The 24,742-nt window shown below is 49.0% G+C and carries 20 protein-coding genes; 5 read left to right on the top strand and 15 right to left on the bottom strand.

Translation table 11 applies throughout. The features are described 5' to 3' along the window. Positions 1–164 precede the first annotated feature (164 nt). The 5 genes from ACGHZ6_RS15530 to ACGHZ6_RS15550 all read right to left on the bottom strand — a co-directional run bounded on the left by ACGHZ6_RS15530 (position 165) and on the right by ACGHZ6_RS15550 (position 6,026). Positions 165–1,199, bottom strand: a complete 1,035-nt coding sequence (locus ACGHZ6_RS15530; protein WP_390614901.1) for an AraC family transcriptional regulator — start codon at positions 1,197–1,199, stop codon at positions 165–167. A gap of 364 nt (positions 1,200–1,563) precedes the next feature. Beyond that, positions 1,564–2,880, bottom strand: a complete 1,317-nt coding sequence (locus tag ACGHZ6_RS15535; RefSeq protein WP_390614902.1) for a sodium ion-translocating decarboxylase subunit beta — start codon at positions 2,878–2,880, stop codon at positions 1,564–1,566. A 17-nt stretch (positions 2,881–2,897) separates the two neighbouring features. After that, positions 2,898–4,688, bottom strand: coding sequence for a sodium-extruding oxaloacetate decarboxylase subunit alpha (gene oadA / locus ACGHZ6_RS15540; RefSeq protein WP_390614903.1), 1,791 nt, complete (start codon positions 4,686–4,688; stop codon positions 2,898–2,900). Positions 4,689–4,801: 113 nt separating this feature from the next. Continuing rightward, entirely contained in the window at positions 4,802–5,050 is a 249-nt protein-coding gene (locus tag ACGHZ6_RS15545; RefSeq protein ID WP_390614904.1) for an OadG family protein, read from the bottom strand. Positions 5,051–5,600: 550 nt separating this feature from the next. Then, a complete protein-coding gene (locus ACGHZ6_RS15550) occupies positions 5,601–6,026 on the bottom strand; it encodes a response regulator (protein ID WP_390614905.1) in 426 nt (141 codons plus the stop codon). Between the two features lie 172 nt (positions 6,027–6,198). Here ACGHZ6_RS15550 and ACGHZ6_RS15555 point away from each other — a divergent pair, with 172 nt between their 5' ends. Then, a complete protein-coding gene (locus tag ACGHZ6_RS15555) occupies positions 6,199–7,191 on the top strand; it encodes a tRNA dihydrouridine synthase (RefSeq protein WP_390614906.1) in 993 nt (330 codons plus the stop codon). Continuing rightward, complete coding sequence (locus tag ACGHZ6_RS15560) at positions 7,191–8,054, top strand: hypothetical protein (RefSeq protein WP_390614907.1); 864 nt, start codon at positions 7,191–7,193, stop codon at positions 8,052–8,054. The genes ACGHZ6_RS15555 and ACGHZ6_RS15560 overlap by 1 nt, the downstream gene beginning before the upstream one ends. A 13-nt stretch (positions 8,055–8,067) precedes the next feature. Here the strand turns inward: ACGHZ6_RS15560 and ACGHZ6_RS15565 are convergent, their stop codons facing one another. Both ACGHZ6_RS15565 and ACGHZ6_RS15570 read right to left on the bottom strand, forming a co-directional pair. Further along, the gene (locus ACGHZ6_RS15565) at positions 8,068–9,495 is read right to left on the bottom strand and encodes a DUF3999 family protein (RefSeq protein WP_390614908.1); all 1,428 of its coding nucleotides are present in this window, start codon (positions 9,493–9,495) and stop codon (positions 8,068–8,070) included. Further along, positions 9,492–12,266 carry a DUF2339 domain-containing protein gene (locus tag ACGHZ6_RS15570; protein WP_390614909.1) on the bottom strand — a complete coding sequence of 925 codons (2,775 nt, stop codon included), beginning with the start codon at positions 12,264–12,266 and terminating at the stop codon, positions 9,492–9,494. Before ACGHZ6_RS15570 ends, ACGHZ6_RS15565 begins: the two co-directional genes overlap by 4 nt. Before the next feature lie 147 nt (positions 12,267–12,413). On the opposite strand from ACGHZ6_RS15570, the gene ACGHZ6_RS15575 reads away from it, so the two are divergent. Beyond that, positions 12,414–13,757 (top strand): DEAD/DEAH box helicase, encoded by a 1,344-nt coding sequence (locus tag ACGHZ6_RS15575; RefSeq protein ID WP_390614910.1) that lies wholly within the window; start codon positions 12,414–12,416, stop codon positions 13,755–13,757. A 62-nt stretch (positions 13,758–13,819) separates the two neighbouring features. Here the strand turns inward: ACGHZ6_RS15575 and ACGHZ6_RS15580 are convergent, their stop codons facing one another. From ACGHZ6_RS15580 to ACGHZ6_RS15595, 4 genes are all read right to left on the bottom strand, one after another. Then, complete coding sequence (locus ACGHZ6_RS15580) at positions 13,820–14,107, bottom strand: DUF3144 domain-containing protein (RefSeq protein ID WP_390614912.1); 288 nt, start codon at positions 14,105–14,107, stop codon at positions 13,820–13,822. A gap of 38 nt (positions 14,108–14,145) precedes the next feature. After that, positions 14,146–14,763, bottom strand: coding sequence for an FKBP-type peptidyl-prolyl cis-trans isomerase (locus tag ACGHZ6_RS15585; protein ID WP_390614913.1), 618 nt, complete (start codon positions 14,761–14,763; stop codon positions 14,146–14,148). A 90-nt stretch (positions 14,764–14,853) separates the two neighbouring features. After that, complete coding sequence (gene nhaD, locus ACGHZ6_RS15590; RefSeq protein ID WP_390614914.1) at positions 14,854–16,101, bottom strand: sodium:proton antiporter NhaD; 1,248 nt, start codon at positions 16,099–16,101, stop codon at positions 14,854–14,856. Between the two features lie 172 nt (positions 16,102–16,273). Then, positions 16,274–17,290: an AraC family transcriptional regulator ligand-binding domain-containing protein gene (locus ACGHZ6_RS15595; protein WP_390614915.1), complete on the bottom strand. Its 1,017-nt coding sequence runs from the start codon at positions 17,288–17,290 to the stop codon at positions 16,274–16,276. A 359-nt stretch (positions 17,291–17,649) separates the two neighbouring features. Between ACGHZ6_RS15595 and ACGHZ6_RS15600 the strand changes: the two genes are divergently transcribed. After that, a complete protein-coding gene (locus tag ACGHZ6_RS15600; protein WP_390614916.1) occupies positions 17,650–20,037 on the top strand; it encodes a TonB-dependent receptor in 2,388 nt (795 codons plus the stop codon). 95 nt (positions 20,038–20,132) lie between these two features. Here the strand turns inward: ACGHZ6_RS15600 and ACGHZ6_RS15605 are convergent, their stop codons facing one another. Both ACGHZ6_RS15605 and ACGHZ6_RS15610 read right to left on the bottom strand, forming a co-directional pair. Then, positions 20,133–21,224 (bottom strand): SMP-30/gluconolactonase/LRE family protein, encoded by a 1,092-nt coding sequence (locus ACGHZ6_RS15605; RefSeq protein ID WP_390614917.1) that lies wholly within the window; start codon positions 21,222–21,224, stop codon positions 20,133–20,135. Between the two features lie 135 nt (positions 21,225–21,359). Then, positions 21,360–22,601 carry a cytochrome P450 gene (locus ACGHZ6_RS15610; RefSeq protein ID WP_390614918.1) on the bottom strand — a complete coding sequence of 414 codons (1,242 nt, stop codon included), beginning with the start codon at positions 22,599–22,601 and terminating at the stop codon, positions 21,360–21,362. Between the two features lie 270 nt (positions 22,602–22,871). Here ACGHZ6_RS15610 and ACGHZ6_RS15615 point away from each other — a divergent pair, with 270 nt between their 5' ends. After that, positions 22,872–23,495 carry a TetR/AcrR family transcriptional regulator gene (locus tag ACGHZ6_RS15615; protein ID WP_390614919.1) on the top strand — a complete coding sequence of 208 codons (624 nt, stop codon included), beginning with the start codon at positions 22,872–22,874 and terminating at the stop codon, positions 23,493–23,495. 92 nt (positions 23,496–23,587) lie between these two features. On the opposite strand, the gene ACGHZ6_RS15620 is transcribed toward ACGHZ6_RS15615, so the two are convergent. Beyond that, on the bottom strand, positions 23,588–24,289 hold the full coding sequence (locus tag ACGHZ6_RS15620) for a glutathione S-transferase family protein (protein WP_390614920.1): 702 nt from the start codon (positions 24,287–24,289) through the stop codon (positions 23,588–23,590). 24 nt (positions 24,290–24,313) lie between these two features. Beyond that, positions 24,314–24,736 (bottom strand): PaaI family thioesterase, encoded by a 423-nt coding sequence (locus ACGHZ6_RS15625; RefSeq protein ID WP_390614921.1) that lies wholly within the window; start codon positions 24,734–24,736, stop codon positions 24,314–24,316. Between the last annotated feature and the right edge of the window lie 6 nt (positions 24,737–24,742).

The following is a 24,742-nucleotide window of genomic DNA, read 5'->3' on the forward strand; positions in this document are numbered from 1 at the left end:
AAATGGCGCTTGCGACCCATCATTACCTTCCTGGACACGCTTGTCGGCATCCATGCCCGCTCTGCGTCGGCGTCCTGCCTCCGAAGGTCCAGGAAGGTAATGATGGGTCACAAGCTTAATATCACTATTGGTTATTCTTTCAAAAGAAACTGTAACCAATCTAGTTAATGCCTGAGAGTATTCTCTTTGGACTTTCTATAATCACCCGGAGATTGTCCCGTCCAGCGCCTAAACGCTCGATGAAAAGCCGCCGGAGAAGAAAAGCCCAACATATAAGCAATTTCAGAAAAGTTATGAATGGTATCACCGGCGTAACTTGTCGCGAGATCCCGACGGGTTTTATCCAGCAATTCCTGGTAGGTGGTATTTTCTTTCTTTAATCGACGCCGTAACGTCCAGGTTGTCATACCCAACTTTTCCGCCACCTCGTCAATATCAGGTGGTTGAGCCGTTAGCAAAGGCATAATCACATTGGTAACCCGTTCGGTAAACAGGTTATCACTGGCCAGTAACGCCAACTCCTTCTCCGCCAAATCACGCGCTAAATTATGGCTATTGGCATTGCTATGCAACGCCGGCAGGTTAGCTACCTCGGTTTTAAAAACAACGGCATTTCTTTCTGCACCAAACACCACAGGACACTGGAAGTACGACTCAAACACATCGAGACAACCAATATCTTTGTATTCCAGCTCAACCCGCTTGGCCACATCAGTACGTCCAGTTGCTTGGCACACAATCTGATACCAAACCGCAATCGCATAATCGACACTGAAGTAATTGTACTGATTGTAAGGAGGCATGGAGTAAAACTGACAAACAGGATTCCCCGTTGCTTCATCAAGATAAAATGAAGAACGCCCCCGTACATTGCGAGTCAGTAATTCCTCAAACTCAATGTAACTCGCCAACGCATCGGATACTGTCGGCGCCGTATAAGCAACCCAACTCGCCAACCCCATACTACCCGCTTGAAAGTGCTTGCCCATTAACAATCCCAACCAGGGCTTACCAATCAGCTCAATAGCATCGCGGCTAATATGCATCAAACGCGACAAACTAATACGCGCATGAGGGTTTTCCAGCAGTGATTCTGAGAGCTCAAACCTCTCCATCCACGGTGCCGGATCCTTCCCCTCAGCAACAATCACCTCTTTGACCAACTGCAAAAAACTTACATGGATATAACCGTACTTCATCAGCGTCAAAACCAGAAAAGCTAACCAGTATCAATAATATGCAACCAAGAGATAAAAATCCAAATTTAAAATTTGCACAGAACAAGGAGGCAGTCGGGGGAAGCTGATCGTAGCAATCAGCCCATCGCTTAAGCGGCCGGAAAAAGTCAGAGTAGTCGCCGAGGTTGTCTGAGCATCGCGAGTTTCCGAGGCGCTGACTTTTTCCGGCCGCTTATGGGCGCGAAGAGCAGCTTCCCCCGACTGCCTCCGCCTATAGGACTACAAATTTGGAGAACCTCCCACAACGAAACTACAGACACAAAAAAAGCCCGCACCTGAAAACCAGATGCGGGCTTTTTAAAAGCTCAAAGCTTAGAGGGAGAAATTAACCACCCATACTCTGAACCATAGAGATCATCACACCAGCAGCAACTGCGGAGCCGATTACACCGGCAACGTTCGGGCCCATAGCGTGCATCAGCAGGAAGTTCTGCGGGTTGTACTCAAGGCCAACCTTGTTAGATACACGCGCCGCCATAGGTACAGCGGATACACCGGCAGAACCAATCAGCGGGTTGATCTTCTGGGTGCTGAACTTGTTCATCAGCTTGGCCATGATCACGCCCATGCCAGTACCGATACCGAAAGCAACAATACCCAGCGCCATGATGCCCAGGGTTTTGGTATCCAGGAATACATCTGCCGCCAACTTGGAACCTACAGACAGGCCCAGGAAGATAGTGGTGATGTTGATCAGAGCATTCTGCGCAGTATCAGACAGACGATCTACCACGCCACACTCTTTCATTAGGTTACCGAAACAGAACATACCCAGCAGCGGAGCTGCAGAAGGCAGGAAGATAGCCACCGCAATCAGAACGATGATTGGGAAAACAATCTTCTCACGCTTGGATACAGTACGCAGCTGAGTCATCGCGATCTTACGCTCTTCCTCAGTGGTCAGCGCCTTCATGATAGGCGGCTGAATCATAGGTACCAGCGCCATGTAAGAGTAGGCAGCAACCGCAATCGCACCCAGCAGCTCAGGCGACAGCAGAGAAGCTACGTAAATAGCTGTTGGGCCATCAGCACCACCGATAATACCGATAGCAGCCGCATCAGCGATGGTGAAGTCCATCCAGCCCATATAGCTCATACCTACCGCGCCCATTACGGTCGCGAAGATACCGAACTGCGCTGCAGCACCCAGGAACATAGTACGTGGGTTAGCCAGCAGAGGACCGAAGTCGGTCATGGCACCAACGCCCATGAAGATCAGCAGCGGAGCAATAGTGGAGCCAATGGCTACAGAGTAGAACTTGTAGAGCATGCCACTTTCGTAGCCAGCATTGGCTGCGATTTGGTTGGCCAGCAATACTTGCTCAGCAGGCGCATTCAGCATTGCTGCTTTAATGTCCTTGTAGCTTTCATAGCTGGTCATCTGCAAAGCATCAGCAATAGATTGCATCAACTCAGGGCCGCCCAACATGATGGCATTCTGAACTGACGAATACGCCAGACCAGCGCCCGGAATGTTTGCCAGGATGCCACCAAAACCGATGGGTACCAGCAACAGCGGCTCAAAGTTTTTGTTAATGGCCAGCCACAACAGCAGCAGGCCAATCAAGATCATAGCGACCTGACCTGGACCCTGAAATTGGGCCAGACCTGAATCGTTCCAAAGTCCGAGTAAAGCTTCCATTGATAGAATCCCCCGGATTAAGCGATGGTCAGCAGGGTGTCGCCGACGGCAACAGAGTCACCCTCTTTAACACTGACGCTACCAATGGTGCCGGTCTTAGGTGCACGCACTTCGGTTTCCATCTTCATGGCTTCCAGAACGATGATCAGATCACCTTCCTGCACTGCCTGACCTGGAGTCGCGTATACCTTAAAGATGTTACCGGCCAACGGTGCAGCCAGAGGCTCACCACCGGTTACCGGAGCGCCACCCGCAGCAGGGGTTGCAGCAGCGGCACCACCAACAGGAGCAATACCAGTCAGATCACCACCATTGGAAACGGTTACGGTGTAAGAAGCGCCTTCCACTTCAACGGTGTAAACTTCTTCGCCGGCGTCGTTAGTAACAACGGAGCTTTCTTTACCGGTAGGTGCAGGCTCGAACGCATCCGGGTTACCACGGTTTTCCAGGAACTTCAGGCCGATTTGCGGGAACAGTGCGTAAGTCAGAACGTCATCAATTTCCTGATCGCCTGTGGCCAGGTCGATGCCTTTCTCTTTCGCCAGACCTTGTACTTCAGCAACCAGCTTGTCCATCTCTGGCTCAATCAGGTCAGCTGGGCGACAAGTAATGGCTTCAGCACCGTCCAGAACACGGTCTTGCAGTTCTTTGTTGTAGGCTTCAGGTGCTGCACCGTACTCACCTTTCAGAATTCCTTGAGTCTCTTTGGAGATAGACTTGTAACGCTCGCCAGTCAGCACGTTCAGAACCGCCTGGGTACCAACAATCTGAGAAGTTGGGGTTACCAGAGGAATGAAACCCAGATCTTCACGAACACGTGGGATCTCAGCCAATACTTCACCAAACTTGTCTTCAGCGCCCTGATCTTTCAGCTGGCTTTCCATGTTGGTCAGCATGCCGCCAGGAACCTGAGCGGTCAGGATACGACCGTCGATGCCGCGCAGAGAACCTTCGAACTTGGCGTACTTCTTACGTACTTCACGGAAGTAGTTAGCCACTTCTTCCAGCTTGCCCAGATCCAGACCGGTGTCACGCTCCTGACCTTGCAGGATAGCAACAACAGACTCAGTGGGGCTGTGGCCGTACGTCATGGACATGGAAGAGATCGCAGTGTCGATATTGTCGATACCGGCTTCAACACACTTCAGTGCAGTGGCGGTAGACAGACCAGTGGTGGCGTGACACTGCATGTGAATAGGAATATCACAAGCAGCTTTCAGCTTGGTTACCAGCTCGAAGCCAGCGTATGGAGTCAGCAGGCCCGCCATATCTTTAATGGCAATGGAGTCTGCCCCCATGTCTTCAATTTTCTTACCCTGCTCTACCCACATGTCGATGGTGTGTACAGGGCTCAGGGTGTAAGCAATGGTACCCTGGGCGTGCTTGCCTTGTTTCTTAACAGCTTTCAGCGCGGTTTCGATGTTGCGCATGTCGTTCATGGCATCGAATACGCGGAAAACGTCAACGCCGTTTACCGCGCAACGCTCAACAAATTTTTCTACTACGTCATCAGCGTAGTGACGGTAACCCAGGATGTTCTGGCCGCGGAACAGCATCTGCATCGGGGTTTTTGGCATAGCCTTTTTCAGTTCGCGGATACGAACCCAAGGATCTTCGCCCAGGTAACGGATACAAGCATCGAAAGTAGCGCCGCCCCAGGTTTCCAGGGACCAGAAGCCTATATCATCCAGCTTGGCAGCGATTGGCAGCATGTCGTCCAGACGCATGCGGGTTGCAAACAGGGATTGGTGCGCATCGCGCAGAACCACGTCGGTAATACCTAATGGTGCTTTATTAGTCTCACTCATAATAGGAGCCCACTCTTAATTTATAAAAAGCTTCAAAAGTCTTAAAAAAAGAAAATTCGGTTCGGTTTTTAAACTGCTTCTATATAGAAGAAGCAATACAGCTCAGCTAACCGCTACTTGTTTTTAGCGCGATGCTGATCAACAGCCGCTTTAATGATCGCCAGCAGTTTGGGATCGTTAACGCCAGCCGCAGGTGCTGCCGCAGGCTGAGGTACCGCAGGGGCTTCAGGCTCTGGGAAAAACCGGCTTATGACGGAAGACATGATGGTGGTCGCGATGACCAGAACGGTCAGGAACACAAACACTGTGCCCATTCCGAAGAGCATCAGATCGACGCCCTGTTGCATGATGGTTTCTTGCATGGTGTAACCAGCCTCTTAATTACGGGATCAGGCCTGAATTTTTGTGGAAATCAGGCCCCTGGAACGCCGATATGCCTCCATATCATGGAGAGTCTCGCCAGCTCCTTACTCGTTAGTGCTGTGTTTGCCAGGGTGTTAGGCCCTACATCTTGGACAATGGTGTTCGTCAAAATGCTGTAAACGCAGCTTCCCCTTTGTAGGGGGCGCAGAAATGTAGCTTGATCGCTTTTTGTAGGCAAACTTTTCGTATTACTACAAAAACCGTATTTACTACAAACACAAAACACTTATAAATCAACAAGTTAGATCAACAACAATGTAAAACTTGAACTACAACATGCATGTTGTAGCACTACATGAATACATTTTCCATGCTTTTAGTAGGGATTGGCGCCCGACTTTGCCTACTTAGTAAACAAAGCCGCTAAATGAAGTGATGAATAATCACTGATCAGAGGTGTTAGTTGACTGAAATAGCTCACTTTTGTAGTCGGCAGGGGAAGAAAAACCTTCAAACTACAAATCCCTGTCAAAAAACTACAAGAATGTATTAACCCTCTCGAAGTCTGGCCGCCAGAACCGATAAATCAGCAATGGGCTTGTGCAAAATATCATCAGCTGTCATTCCTTGGGCCAGAAGATCCTCGGGCAAGACATATTCAAGTGAGCCGGTGTGAATAACGCAACGCAGTTCAGGGCAAATCTGCAGGGCACTGCGAATAAACTCTTCACCACTCATGCCAGGCAAGCGCATATCGACGATAGCCGATAAAGGCGAACTGTTCCCCTGCCGATCCTGCAACCAACGGATGCCCTCTTCAGCTGAATCCACAGCTGTGACGGTGAAACCTTCATCATCCAGATAAGCGGAAAGGTTTTCACGCACCATCGCTTCATCGTCAACAAGTAATATGTCGGGGGAATTAATAGCCAAAGGGATTTGGCCTTGTGAGGTACTCACAGAAATTGAGGTCATAATTCCATTCTCCTCTCGGGGTTGATCCATCACCCCATCGCGGCCCGATGCGATTACCTCCTTTACCAACTTCGCATTTTTTACAGGCAAGTTTTAGTGGTTTCTATTCATATTAGGTAGAATATCGCCACATTTCCAATCTGTGTCTGTTTTTTTACGGTTTTTTGTCCCGATGCGCCTGTTTCTTGCCCCGATGGAAGGGGTTGTTGACCATCATCTTCGAGAGCTCCTGACCCGTCTGGGCGGCATCGATATTTGTGTTACTGAGTTCGTACGGGTGACTGAAAACCGCTTACCGGAAAAGGTCTTTAAACGCCTGTGCCCCGAACTGCTCAATCACAGCAAAACCACCGCCGGCACGCCCGTGCGTGTACAGTTACTGGGCGGCAAGCCCGGTCCCATGGCCTACAACGCAGCCAAAGTAGCCCGTATGGGAGCCAGTGCTGTAGACCTTAACTTTGGTTGCCCAGCCAAAACCGTAAACCGCAGCGACGGTGGTGCCTGCCTGCTGGAAACTCCCAACCGGGTTTACGATATTGTAAAAGCGGTACGTGAACGCGTGCAGGATGATGTGCCTGTAACCGCCAAGATCCGATTAGGGTTTGAGAATCGCGATAATTTTCTGGAAAACGCCCTGGCCGCCTATGAAGCCGGCGCGAATGAATTGGTGGTACATGCCCGTTCCAAAGCCGATGGCTACCGACCACCCGCCTATTGGGACTATATCCAACGCATTCGCGAGCATATGGATATCCCGGTGATTGCCAATGGTGAAATTTGGTCTGTGGATGATTTTGTCCGCTGTCGCGAACAATCCGGCAGTGAAGACTTTATGCTGGGGCGTGGACTGTTAGCCCGCCCGGACCTGGCCTTACAGATTAAAGCTTATTGTGCTGGTGAAGAATATCAGGCGCTGGAATGGCCAGAGGTTTGCGAATACCTCTATCACTTTCACCTGCAAATTAAAGATATTTATCCGAAAAAGTTTCTCGGCAATCGCATTAAACAGTGGCTGAACTATATGCAACGTAATTACGCCGGCGCTGAGCAGCTGTTTGAAACCATTAAAAAGCAGCGAGAAGAAGCCGCTATTGAAGCCGCATTTGCCGAACATCTAACCCAAGACACTATTAAAAAACTACGCAATGATTTGCAGGCAGCGTGATGAAAATTATCTTTAGCCGCAAAGGCTTTGATTCATCCTCCGGTGGTTGCCCTAATCCTATTCTCCCAGATGGCAGCTTAATGCCCCTGCCGATTCCCGATCAGCACTCCCCTATTAGTTATGGCGATATTACCGACCACGGTATAAATCTAGGGGAAATGGTCAACGATTTAACCAAAGGTAAAATTACTGCCAACAACGGTGCGCACCTCGACCCTGATGTGACGAAAACCTCACTAGCGCGCAAGCGAGGCTGGCAAGCAGTGCTAGGGCAACACGGCAGTGCACAGGGACACCTGACCAAACAAGGTGTCACTACGGGCGACCTGTTTTTGTTTTTTGGATTATTCCAACCGGTTATCCATACCGACGAAGGCTGGCGTTTTGATAAACAACAAAAGCCCCGGCATATGTTTTGGGGTTGGCTTCAGATTGGCGCCAGTTATGCAGTGAGTGAGCTAAAACCACAGCAGCTCAAGTGGGCACACTATCACCCCCACTTCTTTTTACCGGAAGAAAAAAACAATACGCTGTATATCGCTGCCGAGCAGCTACAGCTGTCAAAAAAAGTAGAGGGCATTAACGGCGCTGGATTATTTAACCGCCCTGCCGATGCTCTGCAACTAACTGCTCCAGATGCCCGTACGCCAAGCCAATGGCAGGTACCCGCCTGGTTATATCCGTCGGAAGGGAAAATACCGCTCAGTTATCACCATAAGATGGATCGCTGGCAACAGCCAAAGGCCGGACAAAAACACATAGCCCTGCAAGGGGTGGCACGCGGACAAGAGTTTGTATTGGACACCAGGGATTACCCTCAGGCCAAGCGCTGGGCCCTTAACTTGATCAAAAAAAGTACCTGATAAAGAAACACGCCTAGCCTTGTTGCGCATCGGCCATTTGTCGATACAGACCACGTGCCATCCAGAACAATACAATAACGCCCAGAATCAAACTGGCCCATAACGCTACTTGCTTCCATCCAAAGGGTAACGGCGGTTGCAATTTTATCTCGCCACCTAACTCTCGGAAGCGGTTTGTGCGCGCCGGACGCTCCAAAAACTGGCGCTGTTGCTTGGGGGTTAAGGCTTTATATAAATCCTTAAGATCTGAATTGCTGTAGCTAACCTGAGGGTTACCCCAGGCTAATAAATAAGGTTCCCGACCTTCTCGCACAAAGGTTAAACGCCCCGGCGTCCAAGCCATCTGCATACGCCATTGCTTCAGTTGTTCGGCAGTGACACCAGAATCCAATTCGATACGCCAGAACCGGTCCCTTACCGAAGTGAAGTCTAAAGCTTCACTGGCAATTGTTTTCCCCTCATCAAATTGAAGCGTGTACTGAATCAAATCACCGCGCCAGCGCCAGTGATCCCTTTCGTCGTCTCGGGACAGCACGCGGCCAGACATAAAACCATTATCGGAGTTCGGCTGTAATGTTAACCCCGTTACCGGCAATTGTGTTTGGTTGCTAAATTCAATAACACTTTTTTCATCTTCAGCCACTTGCCAGCGATTATCGAGGGAAGACCACTGCTGATCATCCTTTAGCAGTCGATCTTGGAGAATGGCTTCTACGCCTTGGAATTCAACTTCCTGATCTTGTTGCCAACTGATACGCCAGTAGCGTTTAGCCTTGCGCCTTTGCGATCGAGAAATGTCGACATCCGTTTTGCCAATCTGTTGCCCCTGCCAGGTCAGACGCGACAGGCTTTCATTTTCAATCCAGGGTTTCCAATGTAACAGATCAGCACTGGTTTCAATCCGTAAGCCTTCAATAAACCCCTGTTGAGGGGTATCCCAGGAAAATGCCAAACCACGCAATTGATTACGTTTTGCTTTTAACCAGTTTTCCGGCAAGGCAATCACATAGGCCACGAGAGTTTCACCGGTTTTTACCTGGTCAGTATTATCTGACAACTGAATTTCAGTACGCCCGGATTCACGGTTAATAGCCAACTGCAAGCCAGCAGTATCTTCTAATTGATTCGCCATTAAGGGGAATAAAGACAATGGCTCCCGTGTCGGCTCTTTCTCCACTTTTTCCAACACCTGCCGATCCATAGGTACCGCTATACCATCGGCATTAAAAACGCGTAAGTCTGCCCCTGTCTCGGATGCCTGTTGATGATAAACCGCCGCAGGTAAGATCACAGATTGCAAGGGTAACTGATGGGACAAATTGATTTGCGCCCCATACGCCAAATCATCCGGCAAAGGATTTTCCAGCTCATCCGCCTGAGCCATAGGGCAAACCATCAATAGACTACAAGCTAAACGTTTGAGGTAAGGTGTTAACTTCATTTGCTTGCTCCTGCGCTGCCTTCTGCGCCTTCTTCTGCGCCTTCTTGTACGATAGCCTCTTCATCTTGCCTGGGCGGTATAGGTGAAACATAACCAATAATTAATAACAGTGTACCCACTACAATAAAGGAAATAATCGATTCAAGGGTTTCACTGTCGGCCAAGTCGATAACAAATAATTTCAGTACCACCACACCGATCAAACCGGCAGCCACCAACCAGGCATAACGCATTTGCTGGCGGGAAGACCACACCATTAACGCCAAGCCAAGCAGCGTCCAGAATACTGACAAGCAGGCTTGAACCAAGGCGCTGTTAAACATCGGCTCCAGGTAATAGGACACCGCAAAATAATGATGCAGGCTGCGCAGTAATACCGCATTCAGCCAGACGAAGATCAAACCTCCGATAAGCGCGATGACTCCCATAGGCAAACGAGGATCACGTTTTAACAAGTCACCGGATTGCTGCTCCTGATACCACCAGCGTAACAATCCAATAAATACCAGCACCTGAACCAGATCCAATGGGTTCATAAAGGGTATATACGTTAACGGCGTCACATCACCATTGATACTACTACCGATCAAGGTAGCTAAGACAAGAGCCGGTAACAATGGCAAAATCGCCAAAGTGCGATAGCCGTTGTCAGCCACCCGAAATGGCCAGAACTGACCGTGAAGAATTTTAACCAAGGCCGCCAATAGCGGAATAACCGCACAGGCCCATGCCCAGGAATTACCCAGCAAACCGTAGTCATCAGCAAGCCAATGGGCAAATACCGATAGCACAAGCACCACCGACCATATACTAAGACCATGCAACCATTGTAACCCCAGAGGCTGTTCTGCTTTTTGATTGATGCGATATAGCAAACCGTAAATCGCCAACCAGGTTACCGGCCATGCCCAAGCAAAACCTTCAGCAAAAGGCTGCGGTAAATCTGCAACCGTGTAGAGTGCAAACAGCACTACCATGCCAATCAAACCATGGGGACTGAAATATACAGGCCGCCATTGCACTCGCTCCGCCAGGGCACGGAATCCCACAGCCGTTACGGCAAAGAACACCAGGCTCACCGCATCTTCAGTAACGCCCAACACACGGTGAATTTCCTGAATCCCACTGCCCAACCACCAGAGTACAGCCCAGACCAAAAACGGTAATGAGACTTTGCTTTGCCAAGCAGCCGTATTCCCGGTTTCGACAAAATGGCGATAGAGATAATAACTGCTGAACAAGCCAGCAACGGCGACAAACAGAGCGCTCATATAAACACTGTTAATGATGGCGGGGGCATCGTAAGACGGATGCTGCTCTATTAAAAATGCCACACCGGCTATCAGCTGTAGAGATAGCGCAAATGCCGTACCCAATTGTCGCTGCTGACGAATACTCACCCAGGCTACGGCTGCACCTTCAAGCGCCCAGGCCGTAGCGATCCACTCGCCATCCAATGCAAAGGGAATCACCAAGGTGGCAAACAATACCCCCAACGCCAGATAGGATTCCAGCAGCAGGCGCATGGAATCCCCCATACGCTGCCACAGATAACGGGTCAGCCCTAAATAAAACAACCCCAGAGCAAACGCCGACCAGGCCAGGCCGTATTCCATATCCTTAACCAGAGCCGCCTGAAGCGAAAAAGCTACCAGCGGTAAACCAAAGACCAGCGAGCCATCGACATAGCCGATCTGTTTGTGAGTATGACCGCGAGCAAACAAAGTACCGATAATGGCGTAGAAGAGAAAAAACAGAATCAGGAAGATCTGACAACTAAGATAATCCGCCTCGTGGTAGCGGTCTACGCCCCAAAAACTGGCAATCACAAAGGTAAAACCAAAACCCACCAGATTCAGTAAGCGCCAGTGTTTAAATGCCGCAATAAACACAATGCCCGCATTCAGCACCGCGTAAAAGCTAAATAAGGCAATATGACTGCCCTCACCCGTAGAGGTCAGCACCGGCGCCAAAAAGCCTCCACTCACAGCCAAAATAGCCAGCGAACGGGCATCCTGCCAAATGGCCAACAGTGCCGATAACACCACCATCACCAGCAACAGCCCAAATACCAATCCCGCCGGTAATAATTCATACAACCGTAAACTGGCAAACAGAGTCAGGTACAAAATACCCACGCCACCGCCCTGCATTACCAGGGCATAGGTTTTCCGGGCCAACCGCAGTCGCCAACCGGTGACCAGTAAAGCAATACCGCCCAAGGCCACGCCGGCTATACGCAACTCAATAGGCAGCATGCTATTTTCAGCCGCGTAGCGCAGCAAAAAGGCAACACCGAAAAACAGCACTATCACGCCGACCCGAACGATCAGGTTACCTTCGGTGAAGTAGGACTTGACGGTATCGGTAAGCCAGTTGATACCGCGTTCGAGCGGGCTTGTCTTGGGTTTATCCTCCTCAGCGTCCAGAGAAAGATCCAGATTCAGTGCAGGGGATTCGGTAGCCTGAGGAGTGGAAGGTTCGGCTGCTGCGACTTCGATAGGGGAAGGTTCTGTAGTGACCGAGGCTGAAGGCTTTACCGACTCAGATTGCGGTTTGATCTCTTCTTCGGGCTCAGATTTAGGCTCTGATCTACTTTCAGGAGCTGGCACTTTAACGTAGGACTGCCGCGCCTGATCCAGTATTGCGAGACGATTGCGTAGGGTCTCGACTTCCCTGCCCAAATTACTGACCCGTACCAGCAAATAAACCACCGCAAAGGGCACCGCCAATACCACCAGCCCCAAGAGCACAAAGAATCCTTCATCCATCAGCAACATCCTTTATTCCAGAGGACTAAATCCTACCATTATTTACCCCTCTGGCCACAGGAACGAGTTAGCACTCGGTATTAGCCGCCAGCCCCTATTCAGGCTAAAATACACGGTTTACGATTTACCGACCTCGAGAGCCTCCCTTTGGACGACACCCAAGCAATACAAGCCTTTACCGATCTCCCTTTGCACGACCGCCTGTTTAAGGCCCTGGAAGCCAAAGGCTTCGACACGCCTACGCCCGTGCAGGCCCAGGCCATCCCCGAGGTATTAGCCAATAAGGATCTCGCCGCCAGCGCTGAAACCGGTAGCGGTAAGACAGCCGCGTTTGTATTGCCGATATTACATAAGCTGCTGCAAAAGGATGCCCCCAAGAGCGGTACCCGTGCCCTGATTCTGGCTCCTACCCGCGAGCTGGCCCGCCAGATCTTTAAAAATGTGAAGGATCTGTCTGCCTTTACTCGCCTGCAAGCCGCTGTTATCTCCGGTGGCCAGGAATTCAAATTCCAAAAGGCCTTGTTCCGTAAAAACCCGGAAATCATCATCGCCACCCCCGGCCGCCTGGTAGAACATATCGAAAAGGGTTCTACCGATTTTGATGACCTGGAAGTGCTGGTGATTGATGAAGCCGACCGCATGTTTGATATGGGCCTGGTAGAAGACGTACTGAAAATCGCCGATAGCTGTACTCCTGAGCGCCAGACTTTGTTGTTCTCAGCTACCCTCGAAAACAGCTTCCACCTGCCACGAGTCATGGAAAAGGTGCTGGTTGATCCGGTTACCCTAAGCCTGGCCCCCAAACGTGAAGCCAACCAGAATATTCTGCAGCAGATTGTCCTGTCCGATGATGATCGCCATAAGAGCATGCAGACTGACAAGCTGCTGAAAGATCACGACTACGACAAGGCTGTGGTCTTTACCAACACCAAAGCCGGTGCCAATAAACTTGCTGGCTGGTTGCGCTACAGAGATGTAAAAGTCGGCGTATTACACGGCGATATGGATCAGGATGCCCGTAACCAGGAAATGAACCGCCTGCGCCGCGGTGGCATTAAAGTGCTGGTAGCTACCGATGTTGCCTCCCGAGGCCTGGATGTGAACGGCATTGATCTGGTGATTAACTTTGATATGCCCCGCGATGGTGATGACTATATTCACCGTATTGGCCGAACCGGTCGTGCCGGTGAAAGTGGAACCGCAATTTCACTGATTAACAGCAGTGAATGGAATTTGATGGCGCGTATTGAGCGTTATATCAAGGGTGACTTCAAGCGTATTGTGGTTAAAGGCCTGGAGGCCAAGTACAAAGGCCCGGACAAGGTTAAAAGCAGCGGTAAGGCTGCGGGCAAGAAAAAAACCAAAGCTACGACTAAAGGCAAGAATGCCAAGAACGATTCTAAACCAAAGACCAAGGTTCGTGCGCGTGATACCAAAAATATTGGTAAGCGTCGGGAGCCTTCACGTAAGAAGTTTGGTGATGAGGTATAAAAATATATAGAAACGGGGGTCTGACCCTGCGGGTCAGACCCCAGATCCCTTCAAGACGCCGATTACTCAGCGTCCTTCATATAGATCTTGTAGTTTTCCAGATAGTCCGCCAGATTGGAATCGAGCATGGTTTCAAACTGCTGCATCAGCATATCTTTGATCTCACCCTGCTCTTCCTTAAACTGCTTACGCTCTTCAGTCGCTGCTGCTGCGGTATAAGCTGCAAAGCGTGCTGCTGCATATAACAGCGCATCACTGACTAACACAGTATCGGCGTCAGAGGTTTTCTGATTGGCGCTGCCAATCATCTCTTCAGCCAGATCCCAAAACTGTTCTTCGTTATTCGACATAACTGACTATTTTATCCTACGAATCTATTCTACGAAGCTTATACGATATCCAGCAGCTCTACTTCAAAGACCAGAGCAGCGTAAGGACCAATAGCACCACCTGCACCACGCTCGCCGTAGGCCAGGTTGTACGGAATGTGCAGGCGCCACTTGGAACCCTGTGGCATCAACTGCAGTGCTTCGGTCCAGCCGGCAATAACGCCGTTTACTGGGAATTCTGCAGGCTGGCCACGCTGAACGGAGCTGTCAAACACAGTGCCGTCAATCAGGGTGCCATGGTAGTGAGTACGCACAGTGTCAGTCGCGCTTGGCTTGGCACCGGTACCTTCGGTCAGAATCTCGTACTGCAGGCCAGAAGCGGTTACAGTGATTTCATCACGCTTGGCGTTCTCGGCCAGGTAAGCTTCGCCGTCAGCGGCCATAGTCTTGGCTTTTTCAGCTTCTTCAGCCTGCAGGCGACCCTGGATTTCACGGAAGGCTTCATTGATTAACTCAGCTTCAACCTGGCTGGCAACGCCGTTAATGGCATCGGTAAAACCGGCCAGGGCAGCTTCGGTATCAAAACCCTGGAAAGGGGCATTGGCTAATTGATCGCCCATTTGGCGGCCAATGCCATAGCTGGCTTGCTGCTCCTGGGTGGTAAATTTATCTGACATAACGACCTACTCTTCGATATGAGGGTTAGAAAGGGCCGGGATTCTACCACAGCCAGCCCTTACAAACCCGTTTTTCGACACTGTCAGATCTTACCCATAAAGGGCATTTGCCATCAGCAGGGTCCAGACGTAGCCCACCGTGTAGGCCACCAACAACGCAGGGGTATAGCGCAGGTAGGAGACAAAGGTCATCTCCTTTATCTTGCTCATCACAATGATGCCCGCCGCCGAGCCAATCGCCAGCAACGAACCGCCCACACCTACGGCATAGGTCAGCGCCAGCCAGTCCGGGGTCAACAGCTCTGGTGAGGCCTTGAGCAAGGCTGCAGTAAGGGGCACGTTATCCAGCAAGGCCGAGGCCGCACCGGCAACAAAGTTGGAATAGCGAGGATCAAAGTCTGCGTACAGCTGAGCCACTGATGCCAGCACACCAATCTCTTTTAACATGCCTACTAACAGCAGAATCCCCAGGAAGAATAGAAGCGTGTCGTACTCAATCTGGCGGATATATTCGAGGATTTTGGTCTGCTCTTTATCGGTTTTCACCGTACGTCCTACCAGGAACATGACCGACAAGCCGGATAAGAAGGTCAGTACCGGCGGCACCCCAAACAGCACATTAAACAGCATGGTGCAGATAATGGTAGCGAAGAAGATCACCGCAATCGCGATATCCACATAGGTGAATTGGCGCTCAACCACCTCGGTGGATACCTCTCCCTTCATCCCCCAGCAGAACATAATCGCCAACACCACCACACTCACTGCAGACGGTAGCACCAGGGTCAGCAACTGTGACATTTCCACATGGCCAGCCAGGAAGATCATCAGGGTAGTAACATCACCGGTAATCAGTGCCACGCCCCCGGAGTTCACCGCAAATACCACCAAAGCTGCCATTTTTAAGCGCGTTTTGCCGTCCAAATTGAACGACTGCACTAACCCAAGGCTTACCAAAGTGGCCGTGACATTATCGCAAATGGCGGACAAAACCAGCGCAAATATGGCGACCAGAAACATCAGCTTGCGCATGGTAAGCTGACTCGGGAACAGACGCTGTACAAAAGACTGAATCATGCCCTTGGCATTGAGGTAGGCCACAAAGGTCATGGTGGACATCAGGAACAACCACAGGGTGGCGATTTCCAACAGGTTTTCATCCAATTGATGATGAATCAGCTTTTGCTCTTCGCCTGTTGCTGCAGACATAAAAAGGATAAGCCAGGACATACAACCAAAAAACAGGGTCGTTTTGGCTTTATTGATATGAATAACTTCTTCAAAAACGATACTTAATAAGGCCAGTACCGCCAGGCCGATCAGGAAAGAATCTAACATGCCACCGGATTCAGTCGTGAGCCCTCCCCCACCAGAGGCTCGATAGTTGGGCACGCCTGGAATAATTATAGTGTGGGCGTGAATTTGCCGCGCATAAGACCATAATCCCCCTGCAAAAACAAGGGCTTTAGGCTAAAGTCTAACGCCCTCACAGGGGAGTTTGTGTAAGTAGCTACTTACCCAGGTATTCACTCTTGATCTGCTTGGGTGCGTAACCAAACCACTGCTTGCAGGCGCGGGAAAAGTTACTGGCATCACTATAGCCAACAATGGCGGCAATGGCCTCAATACTCAGCTCATCTTCACCCAACAACTTTAAGCACCACTGCTTACGTCGCTCTTCTTTTAACTCACGAAAAGAATGCCCTTCCGACATCAACTGCTTACGCAGGTAGGATTCACTCACCCCTAATTTGTTGGCAATATCAGATGACGATGGCGTGGTGGGTTCGCGCTCAATGCCTTTTTGATTTTTAAGAAAAGCGCTATCGATATAATGGCTAACCGCTTCAGTCAGATTATGTTTATCCGCATTGTATAGGGTAATGGAATACAGGCGTTTGCATTCCTGAATCGACAAGGTCCAGATTTCACGATTGTATAAAGGCGATGGATAATCGCAGTAACGGCTGGGCAACGATAATGAAAACCTATCCTGATTAAATCGTAGCTCTCCGCCTAAACAGGTTTTCAATAAATCCACATACTCTGGCTCTGGCCCCATAAAACCAAACACCACATCAACAACTTCACCAAACGCCACAGGCGAAACCTGTTTCATTAAATTGGCAAAGGCAAATTCAGCAATGCCAGTCCTGATATCTGCTAAATCTTCATCAGGTATAAAGCTCACACAAAAGCGACCACTTTCTTCGGTCAACTCATAATTAATGCCTGCACTCACCACAACACTGTAACGGGTCAGCATATTTAAACTGTGGCGCAGGGTTGGCGCACTGGAAACCGCATAGCCAAAAAAACCAAATTCCAGCAAACTGACACGCATGCCTAAATCGATTCCCCAAGAGGGTTTGCCGCTATAGCGTGCGTATTCCCTAAACAGCGCGGCCTGGACTTCAACATCAATCTCGCCCTGATGAACTTTTTCACGCACGGCATCATCGATTTCAGGGAGAAAGCTCATCAGGCTCTCTGCCATTATCCCCACGAACGACTCGTTATTATCCATTCTGATTCTCGTAGCGAAAATGACATTATTTGAAAGCTATACGACCATGTCAATGCCTCAGCCTAAATGACATTCTAGACGACCATTCCTTCATCTCTTGGAATGTCCTTAGGCTGCCTTGCATACACGCTTATAACGCGTTCCCCCTGCAGGCAGCCTTTTTTATACCCATTCATAATGACTTGCCATTTGTGACAGTCGATCACAACGATACCGAAATCGACAAATTGCCGAATCAGTTATGACATCCATAATTATCGGCCCTCTCTATAGACTTTTTCATAGCCCTAAACCCGATTTTAGGTGCCACTAATAATTACAAACCTAAGCGAGACACTGAGAAGATAAGAGAGGAAGCGATGCTTAAGAAATCCCTTTCATTGGCCGTCGGCATAGCGATTGCCGCGCCCGTATTAGCCCAAGACTTTACCCTTGAAGAAATTGTTGTAACCGCTCAGAAACGTGAGCAAAGCTTGCAGGATGTTCCATTGGCGGTAACCGCCTACGACTCCCAAGCGTTAAAAGCCCAAGGCATTGACGATGTGGTTGACCTGAACAACGCCAACCCCAGCGTCAATTTAAATGCGGCGCAAAACAAAGTCAGTAACAGTCCTATCCGTATTCGTGGTATCGGCACTAACGGTACTAACGCTGCCTATGAAGGTGCTGTAGGCGTATACGTTGACGGTGTATACCGTAGCCGTTCCGGCATGGTATTGGCAACGTTCAATGACATTGGTGGCGTTGAAATTTTGCGTGGTCCACAGGGTACACTGTTTGGTAAGAACACCAGCGCCGGAGCCATGATCTTAAAATCCACCGCACCAACTCAGGACTTTGAAGCCGGCGGCGAAGTCACTCTGGGCAACCATGACAAGCAAAAAGCATCCTTCTTTGTAAACGGTGCAGTTACCGACACTCTGGCACTGCGTGCCAGCATCATGAGCGACAAGCGTGACGGTTTTATTGATAACCCTCTGAGTGGTGAAGACCAACTTAATACCGATCTCTACTCCGTTAAACTGCAAGCGTTGTGGGAACCAACGGACGAAACCAGTGTACATATCATTGCTGATTACAGTAAAAGCGATGAAACCTGCTGCTATGGAATGGCTACCCGTATCGACTCTCCAGATCCCGCCACAAACGTGCTTGATGCGTACTACACCGGTCTGGCTGCTGCAAACGGTGCCCCATACTACAGCGACGATCAGTTTGACCGTAACAACTACACCAACACCGATGGTACTGACGAATCCGTCGACAAAGGTATTAGCGTTACTGTTACTCACGACCTGACCGATAGCCTGACCTTAAAGTCCATTACCTCTTATCGTGAATACGATAACGAGCAAGAAAACGGTGATGCTGACTTCTCCCCTATTGATATTCTGGGTACTGCCTCCAAGTATGAATTCGACACCTTTTCTCAGGAATTTAATCTGAACGGTGAATTTGAACTTGGCGATGTGCCTGTTGAATACGTTGCAGGAGCTTTCTACTCTAATGAAGATATGATCAAACGTGATCAGAGCTTTACCCGTAGCCAAGCAGCCGATAACTTTTTGCTTGGCTTATTTGGCGGCAATCCTGCCAATTTACCTCCAGGCCTCACTACTGCCAATCTAGGCTCTAACTCCGGACTACCTGGTGCCGACACTGAAGCCGAATTGGAAAACGATGTTTGGGCCCTTTACGGTCACTTCACGTTTACCCTGAGCGACAATCTGAATTTGGTTACCGGTATCCGTTATTCTGAAGAAGAAAAAACCGTCGACTTTGATAACCTGCACGGCACGACTGAAGAGTACTTCGACTACCTGCGTCAAAACGACGCCGGCATTATGACTATCGGTGCATCTTCCGCGTCACCGGATTACAAAGCCTCTATTGACGATGAGGAGTGGACCTACACCGCCAGTTTGCAATACTTCCCTACTGAAGATATTCAGCTGTACGCGACCTACTCCAAAGGTTTTAAAGCCGGTGGTATCTCTCTGAATAACGATGGTGCTGGTCAGCTAATCGACATCAATACTTATGCAGATTGGCTGGCAAACGGTGCTGACTATAATGCAACACCTTTAGTGCTCTCCGAAGCGGTAGATCCGACCTATGCTCCTGAGTACGTAGATGCTTACGAAGTGGGCATGAAAACCACCTTCCACGAAGGTCGCGGTCGTTTAAATGCTGCCGTTTTCTACTCTGACTATCAGGATATTCAAGTAAGTGCCTTCACAGGTACTGACTTTATCACCACCAATGCCGATACCGCGAAGTCTCAAGGTATTGAAGTTGAAGTAGATTACGCGCTGACTGAAAACCTGCGTGCTGATGTTGCTATCACCTACCTGGATGACACCTCCTACGGTGAAGTAGAAGAGCTACCTTACCTGACTGATCGTGATCAGGCCTTCGCTCCAGAATTTGCGGGCGCAATGAACCTGAGCTACATGAACAGCATCTCTAACACACTGGAAGGTTATGCCAACCTGAATGTGTCTTACATGGGTGAGCACTATATCTCTAACGATATCGACTTCAGAGAAGAGTACACGCTGGTAGGTGGCGCTGTAGGTATCCGCACCCAGGACGGTGTTTGGGATGTAAGCCTGTTCTGTCGTAACTGTTTCGACAAGGAATACTACACCAACGGTTTTGAAGCGCCGTTCCAGTGGCATTCTCCACAAATGGGTAACCAGGGTGCGCCACGTACATACGGTATTACTGCTTCTGCAAACTTCTAGGATTAACTCTTACAAGTAAAAGTAAGCACAAGATAGTCATTAAGCGTACACTGTACGCTTAATGACTAAACCCATCTATCCAAATAGGAAACACATTACGGAGTGACCTTATATTTCTGAATACTGTCACCCGCAAAGCTCCCAACATAAAGCTGATCACCTGCGAGAAGGCCTACACTAGCTGCACCAGTCCCCTTATGGAGCTCAGTGATTGAGAGTGTTAGAGGGTCAATTTTGTAGATACCATAACTCACATCACAGGTCGTTGGCTCGGTTTCCGCACAACGAATATTAGCGAATATGTCTCCCTCCTGGCCGGTCACAATTAACTTGCCATCAGCACTCCAGGTAAAGTTATCAGGGGAGACCTCAAGATCTATATCGTCACGAACAATCTGGCCACTACCAAGGCTTAATCTATAAACGCCTTGTGTTCCCCACTCAGCGATATACAACGTCTTATCGTCACTTGAAATAGAGATACCATTTGACGCACTACCCTCACTATTAGGCACGGTCTTGAGCCCCTCATTTTTGGTCCAGTGATATACGAAACCAGTATCCCCACCGGAGACTAATCTGAGCCCGTCAGCGATCAAACTAAAACCCACATGGTGAGGATGAACAATAAAACGAGTGAAGTACAAACTACCGTCAGCAGCTATAGCGACATCGTTATGTAAATCTTGTTGTTGCAGGAAAATACAACCACGCCAAATCGCGATAGGTCGCTCGGCACTTTCGTCGATAGAAAATAATTCGATCGATTCACGATCTCCGTGGTTCACCGCGGCTAGCAATACAGTGCCATCATTAAGGCGTCGAACATCGAGACCATGACCACCAAACTTTTCAGGGTCCGGTCTACCTGGACACGATTCATCCCCCAGTGCAGGTAATTCACTGGTCGGCCAATTGGCGACGCTCTTATCAAATACGGAAATGACTTCACCAGATTCTATATTCAATGCGCCCAAACTGCCGTAAACAGGCTTGTCTGGGTCTACTTCACTCAGCATTTCGCTGAAAATTAACCACTCCCCCGAAGGCAGCAAGTCCATATCTTCGGGGTTTTGTATACCACAGATATGTTCAGAGGTATGGGAATCGCACTTCGCTAACATTTTTGGTGCTTCTGCACAGGCGGTTAGCAACAACATGAGTATCGGTAGCGCTTTATACATCATTGGGTCCTGGTAGCTTATGATATAAATACTTTTATATCCAAAACTCCACCCAATAGGAATATTCAGATCGTGCCAGTTTTCAGCATGTAATAAGGGGAGCTACCGGTTCCGAAAAACCGGTAGCTTAACTTGACGTTACTTCTCTGCGGTAAATTCAACCGGCATGCTCATAATGGCATGAAACCAGATACTACGCAGATATTCAGGCTCACCTTTAGGACGAATATCCGGAATACGGTTGATAATTTCCTTAATCAGCAAGGAAAGCTGAGTAACCGCTAAACGGGCACCCAAACAGGTGTGAGGGCCGGTACCAAATGACAAGTGGCGGGCACTGTTCGTGCGGGTAATATCAAACACATCCGGGTTTTCAAAGACATCAGCATCGCGGTTAGCAGACACATAAGACAGAAAAACCTTATCGCCCTTCTTCAGCTGCTGACCGCGTACCTCGACATCTTCCAGACAGGTACGACGGAATTGCATCACAGGCGGACAATAGCGTAACACCTCATTAATCGCACCGGTCAGGTACTTATCCACATCGCTCTTCAGCAGTTCATATTGCTCTGGGTATTCATTCATTAAGCGGAAGAAATGGATCAGGGTATTACGGGTCGTTTCATGCCCAGCAATGGATAGAGTAACAAAGAACATATTCACCGCTTCCTGCGGTAGCTTCTCGCCCTCAAACTCCCCATTGGCGTACAGGCTCAGCATGGAGTCGTCAGGGTTTTCGCGTTTTTTGGCTGACAGTGCGTCACAGTACGCAAACAACTCAAGTAGCTCTGCAGCGCCATCGCTGTCCTGGTTTTCCACATCCGCCAGGGCGTTCCCCAGGTTAAAGATCTTTTCCTGATCTTCGTTGGGAATACCCATTAATTCACAGAAGGTTGCCACCGGTAAACGTGAAGCGATATCAAATACCATCTCGCACTCGCCTTTACTGGCCACGTCATCCACAATTTTTTTGACTTTTTCGGCGATACGCGGTGTATAAGCTGCCAGGTTTTTAGGCAAAAATGGTGGAACAACCAAACGCTTCAAAGCCGCATGCTCGGGGTCATCTTTCCCCATAATGCCGGCCTGCTGCTCGGCCAGACGGTGGGGCTCCATATCCCACAGCAGAGGACCCTGTTCACCACTGGAAAACACCTTGGTATTACGAGACGCCGATTGAACATCTTCGTATTTAGACAGCACCCAGAATCCCTGGGACATGGATGCGCCTTCCATCGGGCATTCATAGCCTTCCACAATATCATTAAAGTGAACCGGTTGATTTTCCCGCATCCACTTAAAGAATTCCAGGGCCGGTCCTTTGTTATCAGGGACAAAGTCCGGTGCAATCAGGTTGAAATCAACGAAGTTATTCATAGGTCACCCTCAGCTCTCTCTCACTATTGAAAATCTGAGCACCAGTTTATTAAGCACACCCACAGCACAACAATATTCAATATAGTGGATATGTAAAATAAGCGACATCTACGTTAGAAATGTCAAATAATTCAGATTTTCAGGAGCCCCCTATTGTACCGATAATGACCCATTTTCGTATCGATAATGACATATCAAACCCGTACCCGGACTTATATGTTATTGGTAGCGTCAAGATCCTCATATCCTATACAGAGAGAGGCAGAGATCATGAAAAACGATGCAAGTACCGCGGATAAACGTGCGCTGAAAACACGCCGAAGACTGCAGGATGCATTAACAGAGCTGCTTGAAATTAAACCCTACGCCGCCATCAAAATTATGGACATTGCCGATCGAGCTGAGGTTTCCAGACAAACCCTGTATCTGCATTACTACAATAAGAATGATCTTTTAGTGGCAACGCTGGATCGCTATTTCCTGCAATACCGGGATCTGTTAATAGGTGAAATCGACAAAGATGACTTGGATCATCATATGTTATGTCAGCAGATATTTACCTTTTGGGAGAATAACAGGCGAGCGCTGGAATTATTATTTGCTGCAGATATTTCTGAAATGCTGTTTACACGTCACAGAGCCATTATTTCTGAGATTATTGGCCGACACTGTGAGGCTCAGAATAAAACGATTAGCGATAAGGCCGCATATATTGTCGATTTTGTGACGGCAGGATCGATAGAGATGCTAAAACGCTGGTTACGTGACGACGAGCCGATTTCCTCTTCTGCTATGGCAGATATCGTTTCAATTGTTACCTTGACCCTGGAGCAGCAGGCACTTGATATGACGACAACGGAAAACAAGCCTAAGCTTAGCAGCATATCGAAATAGATCCCCGCCTTCGCGGGGATGACTTTGTAGTTAGCCTGGCTTAAGTGAACAGCATTGTATTACTTAAGCCTTTCATTATGATCCATCTAAGCTTAAACCGCAGCAGAGGGAGCTAATTCATCAACGCGTTTAATCCAGGCTTCTACATGTTTGCTATTGGCAACCATAGGCTGAATTTCCTGAGCGTACATTAGCTTTTTCAGTTGAGCGATTACGGACAAATCTGCCACACTGATGCTATCGCCCACCAACCACTCTTTGCCTTCCAGCATGCCATCCAACGAATCAATATGGCGCTGAGCATCGGCAATCACCTGCTCTCTGGGTTTTCGGCCTAAGCCTTGGGTAGCAGTTACCTTGGATACACCTTTGTGAACCAGGCGCTTAAGAATCGGAGTGGGCAGCTTCGGCAAAGTGGGGGCCATCTGATCCCAAGAGGCATCAATATTATGCTTCCACTCAACACGCATTAACATTTCATAGAAGTACAGACTTTCATCTGCCCAGTCTTCGATCACATGTGCTATAGAGCGCTCTGCTGCAGAAGTAGGAATTAGCGGTTTATCGGGGTAACGCTTGTCCAGCTCAATAATAATGTCAGTTGAATCATTTACCGCGTCTCCAGCAATCTCTACGGCAGGAAACTTTCGCGTCGGACTCACATGATCATAACGCCCACGCCCGGCTTTTAAACGATTCACTTCTTCTATCGTATAGTCCAAGCCTTTATAGTGCAGCGCACGCTTAACCTTGTCGGTAAAGGGGGATGAAGAAAACTGGTAAAGCGTAATCATATCGAGTTCCTATGCAGATTAATATTAAGCGTTAGACTTGCGCGTAACTTTGGCAGTACTTGTAAAAGTGGCAGCAAGTTCACCATCATTGCCATAAACTTCACCACTGAAAAAAGCAATATTACGGCCCAGCTTTAACACTCGGCCTTCGGTCATGAGTTTGCCTTCACGACAAGCACTTAAATAGCTCACTTTCAATTCAAGTGAAGAAACACCTACAACATCAGATTCAGCCGCAAAGGCTGCGTGAGAGGTCACCGCATCCAGCATAGCTGCTACAAAACCACCCTGAATAATGCCACCAGAATGAGAGAACTGATCATCCAGAACAAAACTCATCTTGCAGGACTTCTCCTGCAAATCGACACCCAGAATCTCGCAGCGCATTAAATCCAGGAATTTTGGTCTAAATGTATTGAGTTGTTGAATAATCTCTTGTTCCGTCATCTCGAC

Source organism: Maricurvus nonylphenolicus (genome assembly GCF_042854845.1).
Lineage (GTDB): Bacteria > Pseudomonadota > Gammaproteobacteria > Pseudomonadales > Cellvibrionaceae > Maricurvus > Maricurvus nonylphenolicus.

Coding starts and splice junctions, on each gene's coding strand:
- ACGHZ6_RS15530 (WP_390614901.1), bottom strand. CDS start 1,199: ATGAAGTACGGTTATATCCATGTAAGTTTTTTGCAGTTGGTCAAAGAG.
- ACGHZ6_RS15535 (WP_390614902.1), bottom strand. CDS start 2,880: ATGGAAGCTTTACTCGGACTTTGGAACGATTCAGGTCTGGCCCAATTT.
- oadA (WP_390614903.1), bottom strand. CDS start 4,688: ATGAGTGAGACTAATAAAGCACCATTAGGTATTACCGACGTGGTTCTG.
- ACGHZ6_RS15545 (WP_390614904.1), bottom strand. CDS start 5,050: ATGCAAGAAACCATCATGCAACAGGGCGTCGATCTGATGCTCTTCGGA.
- ACGHZ6_RS15550 (WP_390614905.1), bottom strand. CDS start 6,026: ATGACCTCAATTTCTGTGAGTACCTCACAAGGCCAAATCCCTTTGGCT.
- ACGHZ6_RS15555 (WP_390614906.1), top strand. CDS start 6,199: ATGCGCCTGTTTCTTGCCCCGATGGAAGGGGTTGTTGACCATCATCTT.
- ACGHZ6_RS15560 (WP_390614907.1), top strand. CDS start 7,191: ATGAAAATTATCTTTAGCCGCAAAGGCTTTGATTCATCCTCCGGTGGT.
- ACGHZ6_RS15565 (WP_390614908.1), bottom strand. CDS start 9,495: ATGAAGTTAACACCTTACCTCAAACGTTTAGCTTGTAGTCTATTGATG.
- ACGHZ6_RS15570 (WP_390614909.1), bottom strand. CDS start 12,266: ATGGATGAAGGATTCTTTGTGCTCTTGGGGCTGGTGGTATTGGCGGTG.
- ACGHZ6_RS15580 (WP_390614912.1), bottom strand. CDS start 14,107: ATGTCGAATAACGAAGAACAGTTTTGGGATCTGGCTGAAGAGATGATT.
- ACGHZ6_RS15585 (WP_390614913.1), bottom strand. CDS start 14,763: ATGTCAGATAAATTTACCACCCAGGAGCAGCAAGCCAGCTATGGCATT.
- nhaD (WP_390614914.1), bottom strand. CDS start 16,101: ATGTTAGATTCTTTCCTGATCGGCCTGGCGGTACTGGCCTTATTAAGT.
- ACGHZ6_RS15595 (WP_390614915.1), bottom strand. CDS start 17,290: ATGGATAATAACGAGTCGTTCGTGGGGATAATGGCAGAGAGCCTGATG.
- ACGHZ6_RS15600 (WP_390614916.1), top strand. CDS start 17,650: ATGCTTAAGAAATCCCTTTCATTGGCCGTCGGCATAGCGATTGCCGCG.
- ACGHZ6_RS15605 (WP_390614917.1), bottom strand. CDS start 21,224: ATGATGTATAAAGCGCTACCGATACTCATGTTGTTGCTAACCGCCTGT.
- ACGHZ6_RS15610 (WP_390614918.1), bottom strand. CDS start 22,601: ATGAATAACTTCGTTGATTTCAACCTGATTGCACCGGACTTTGTCCCT.
- ACGHZ6_RS15615 (WP_390614919.1), top strand. CDS start 22,872: ATGAAAAACGATGCAAGTACCGCGGATAAACGTGCGCTGAAAACACGC.
- ACGHZ6_RS15620 (WP_390614920.1), bottom strand. CDS start 24,289: ATGATTACGCTTTACCAGTTTTCTTCATCCCCCTTTACCGACAAGGTT.
- ACGHZ6_RS15625 (WP_390614921.1), bottom strand. CDS start 24,736: ATGACGGAACAAGAGATTATTCAACAACTCAATACATTTAGACCAAAA.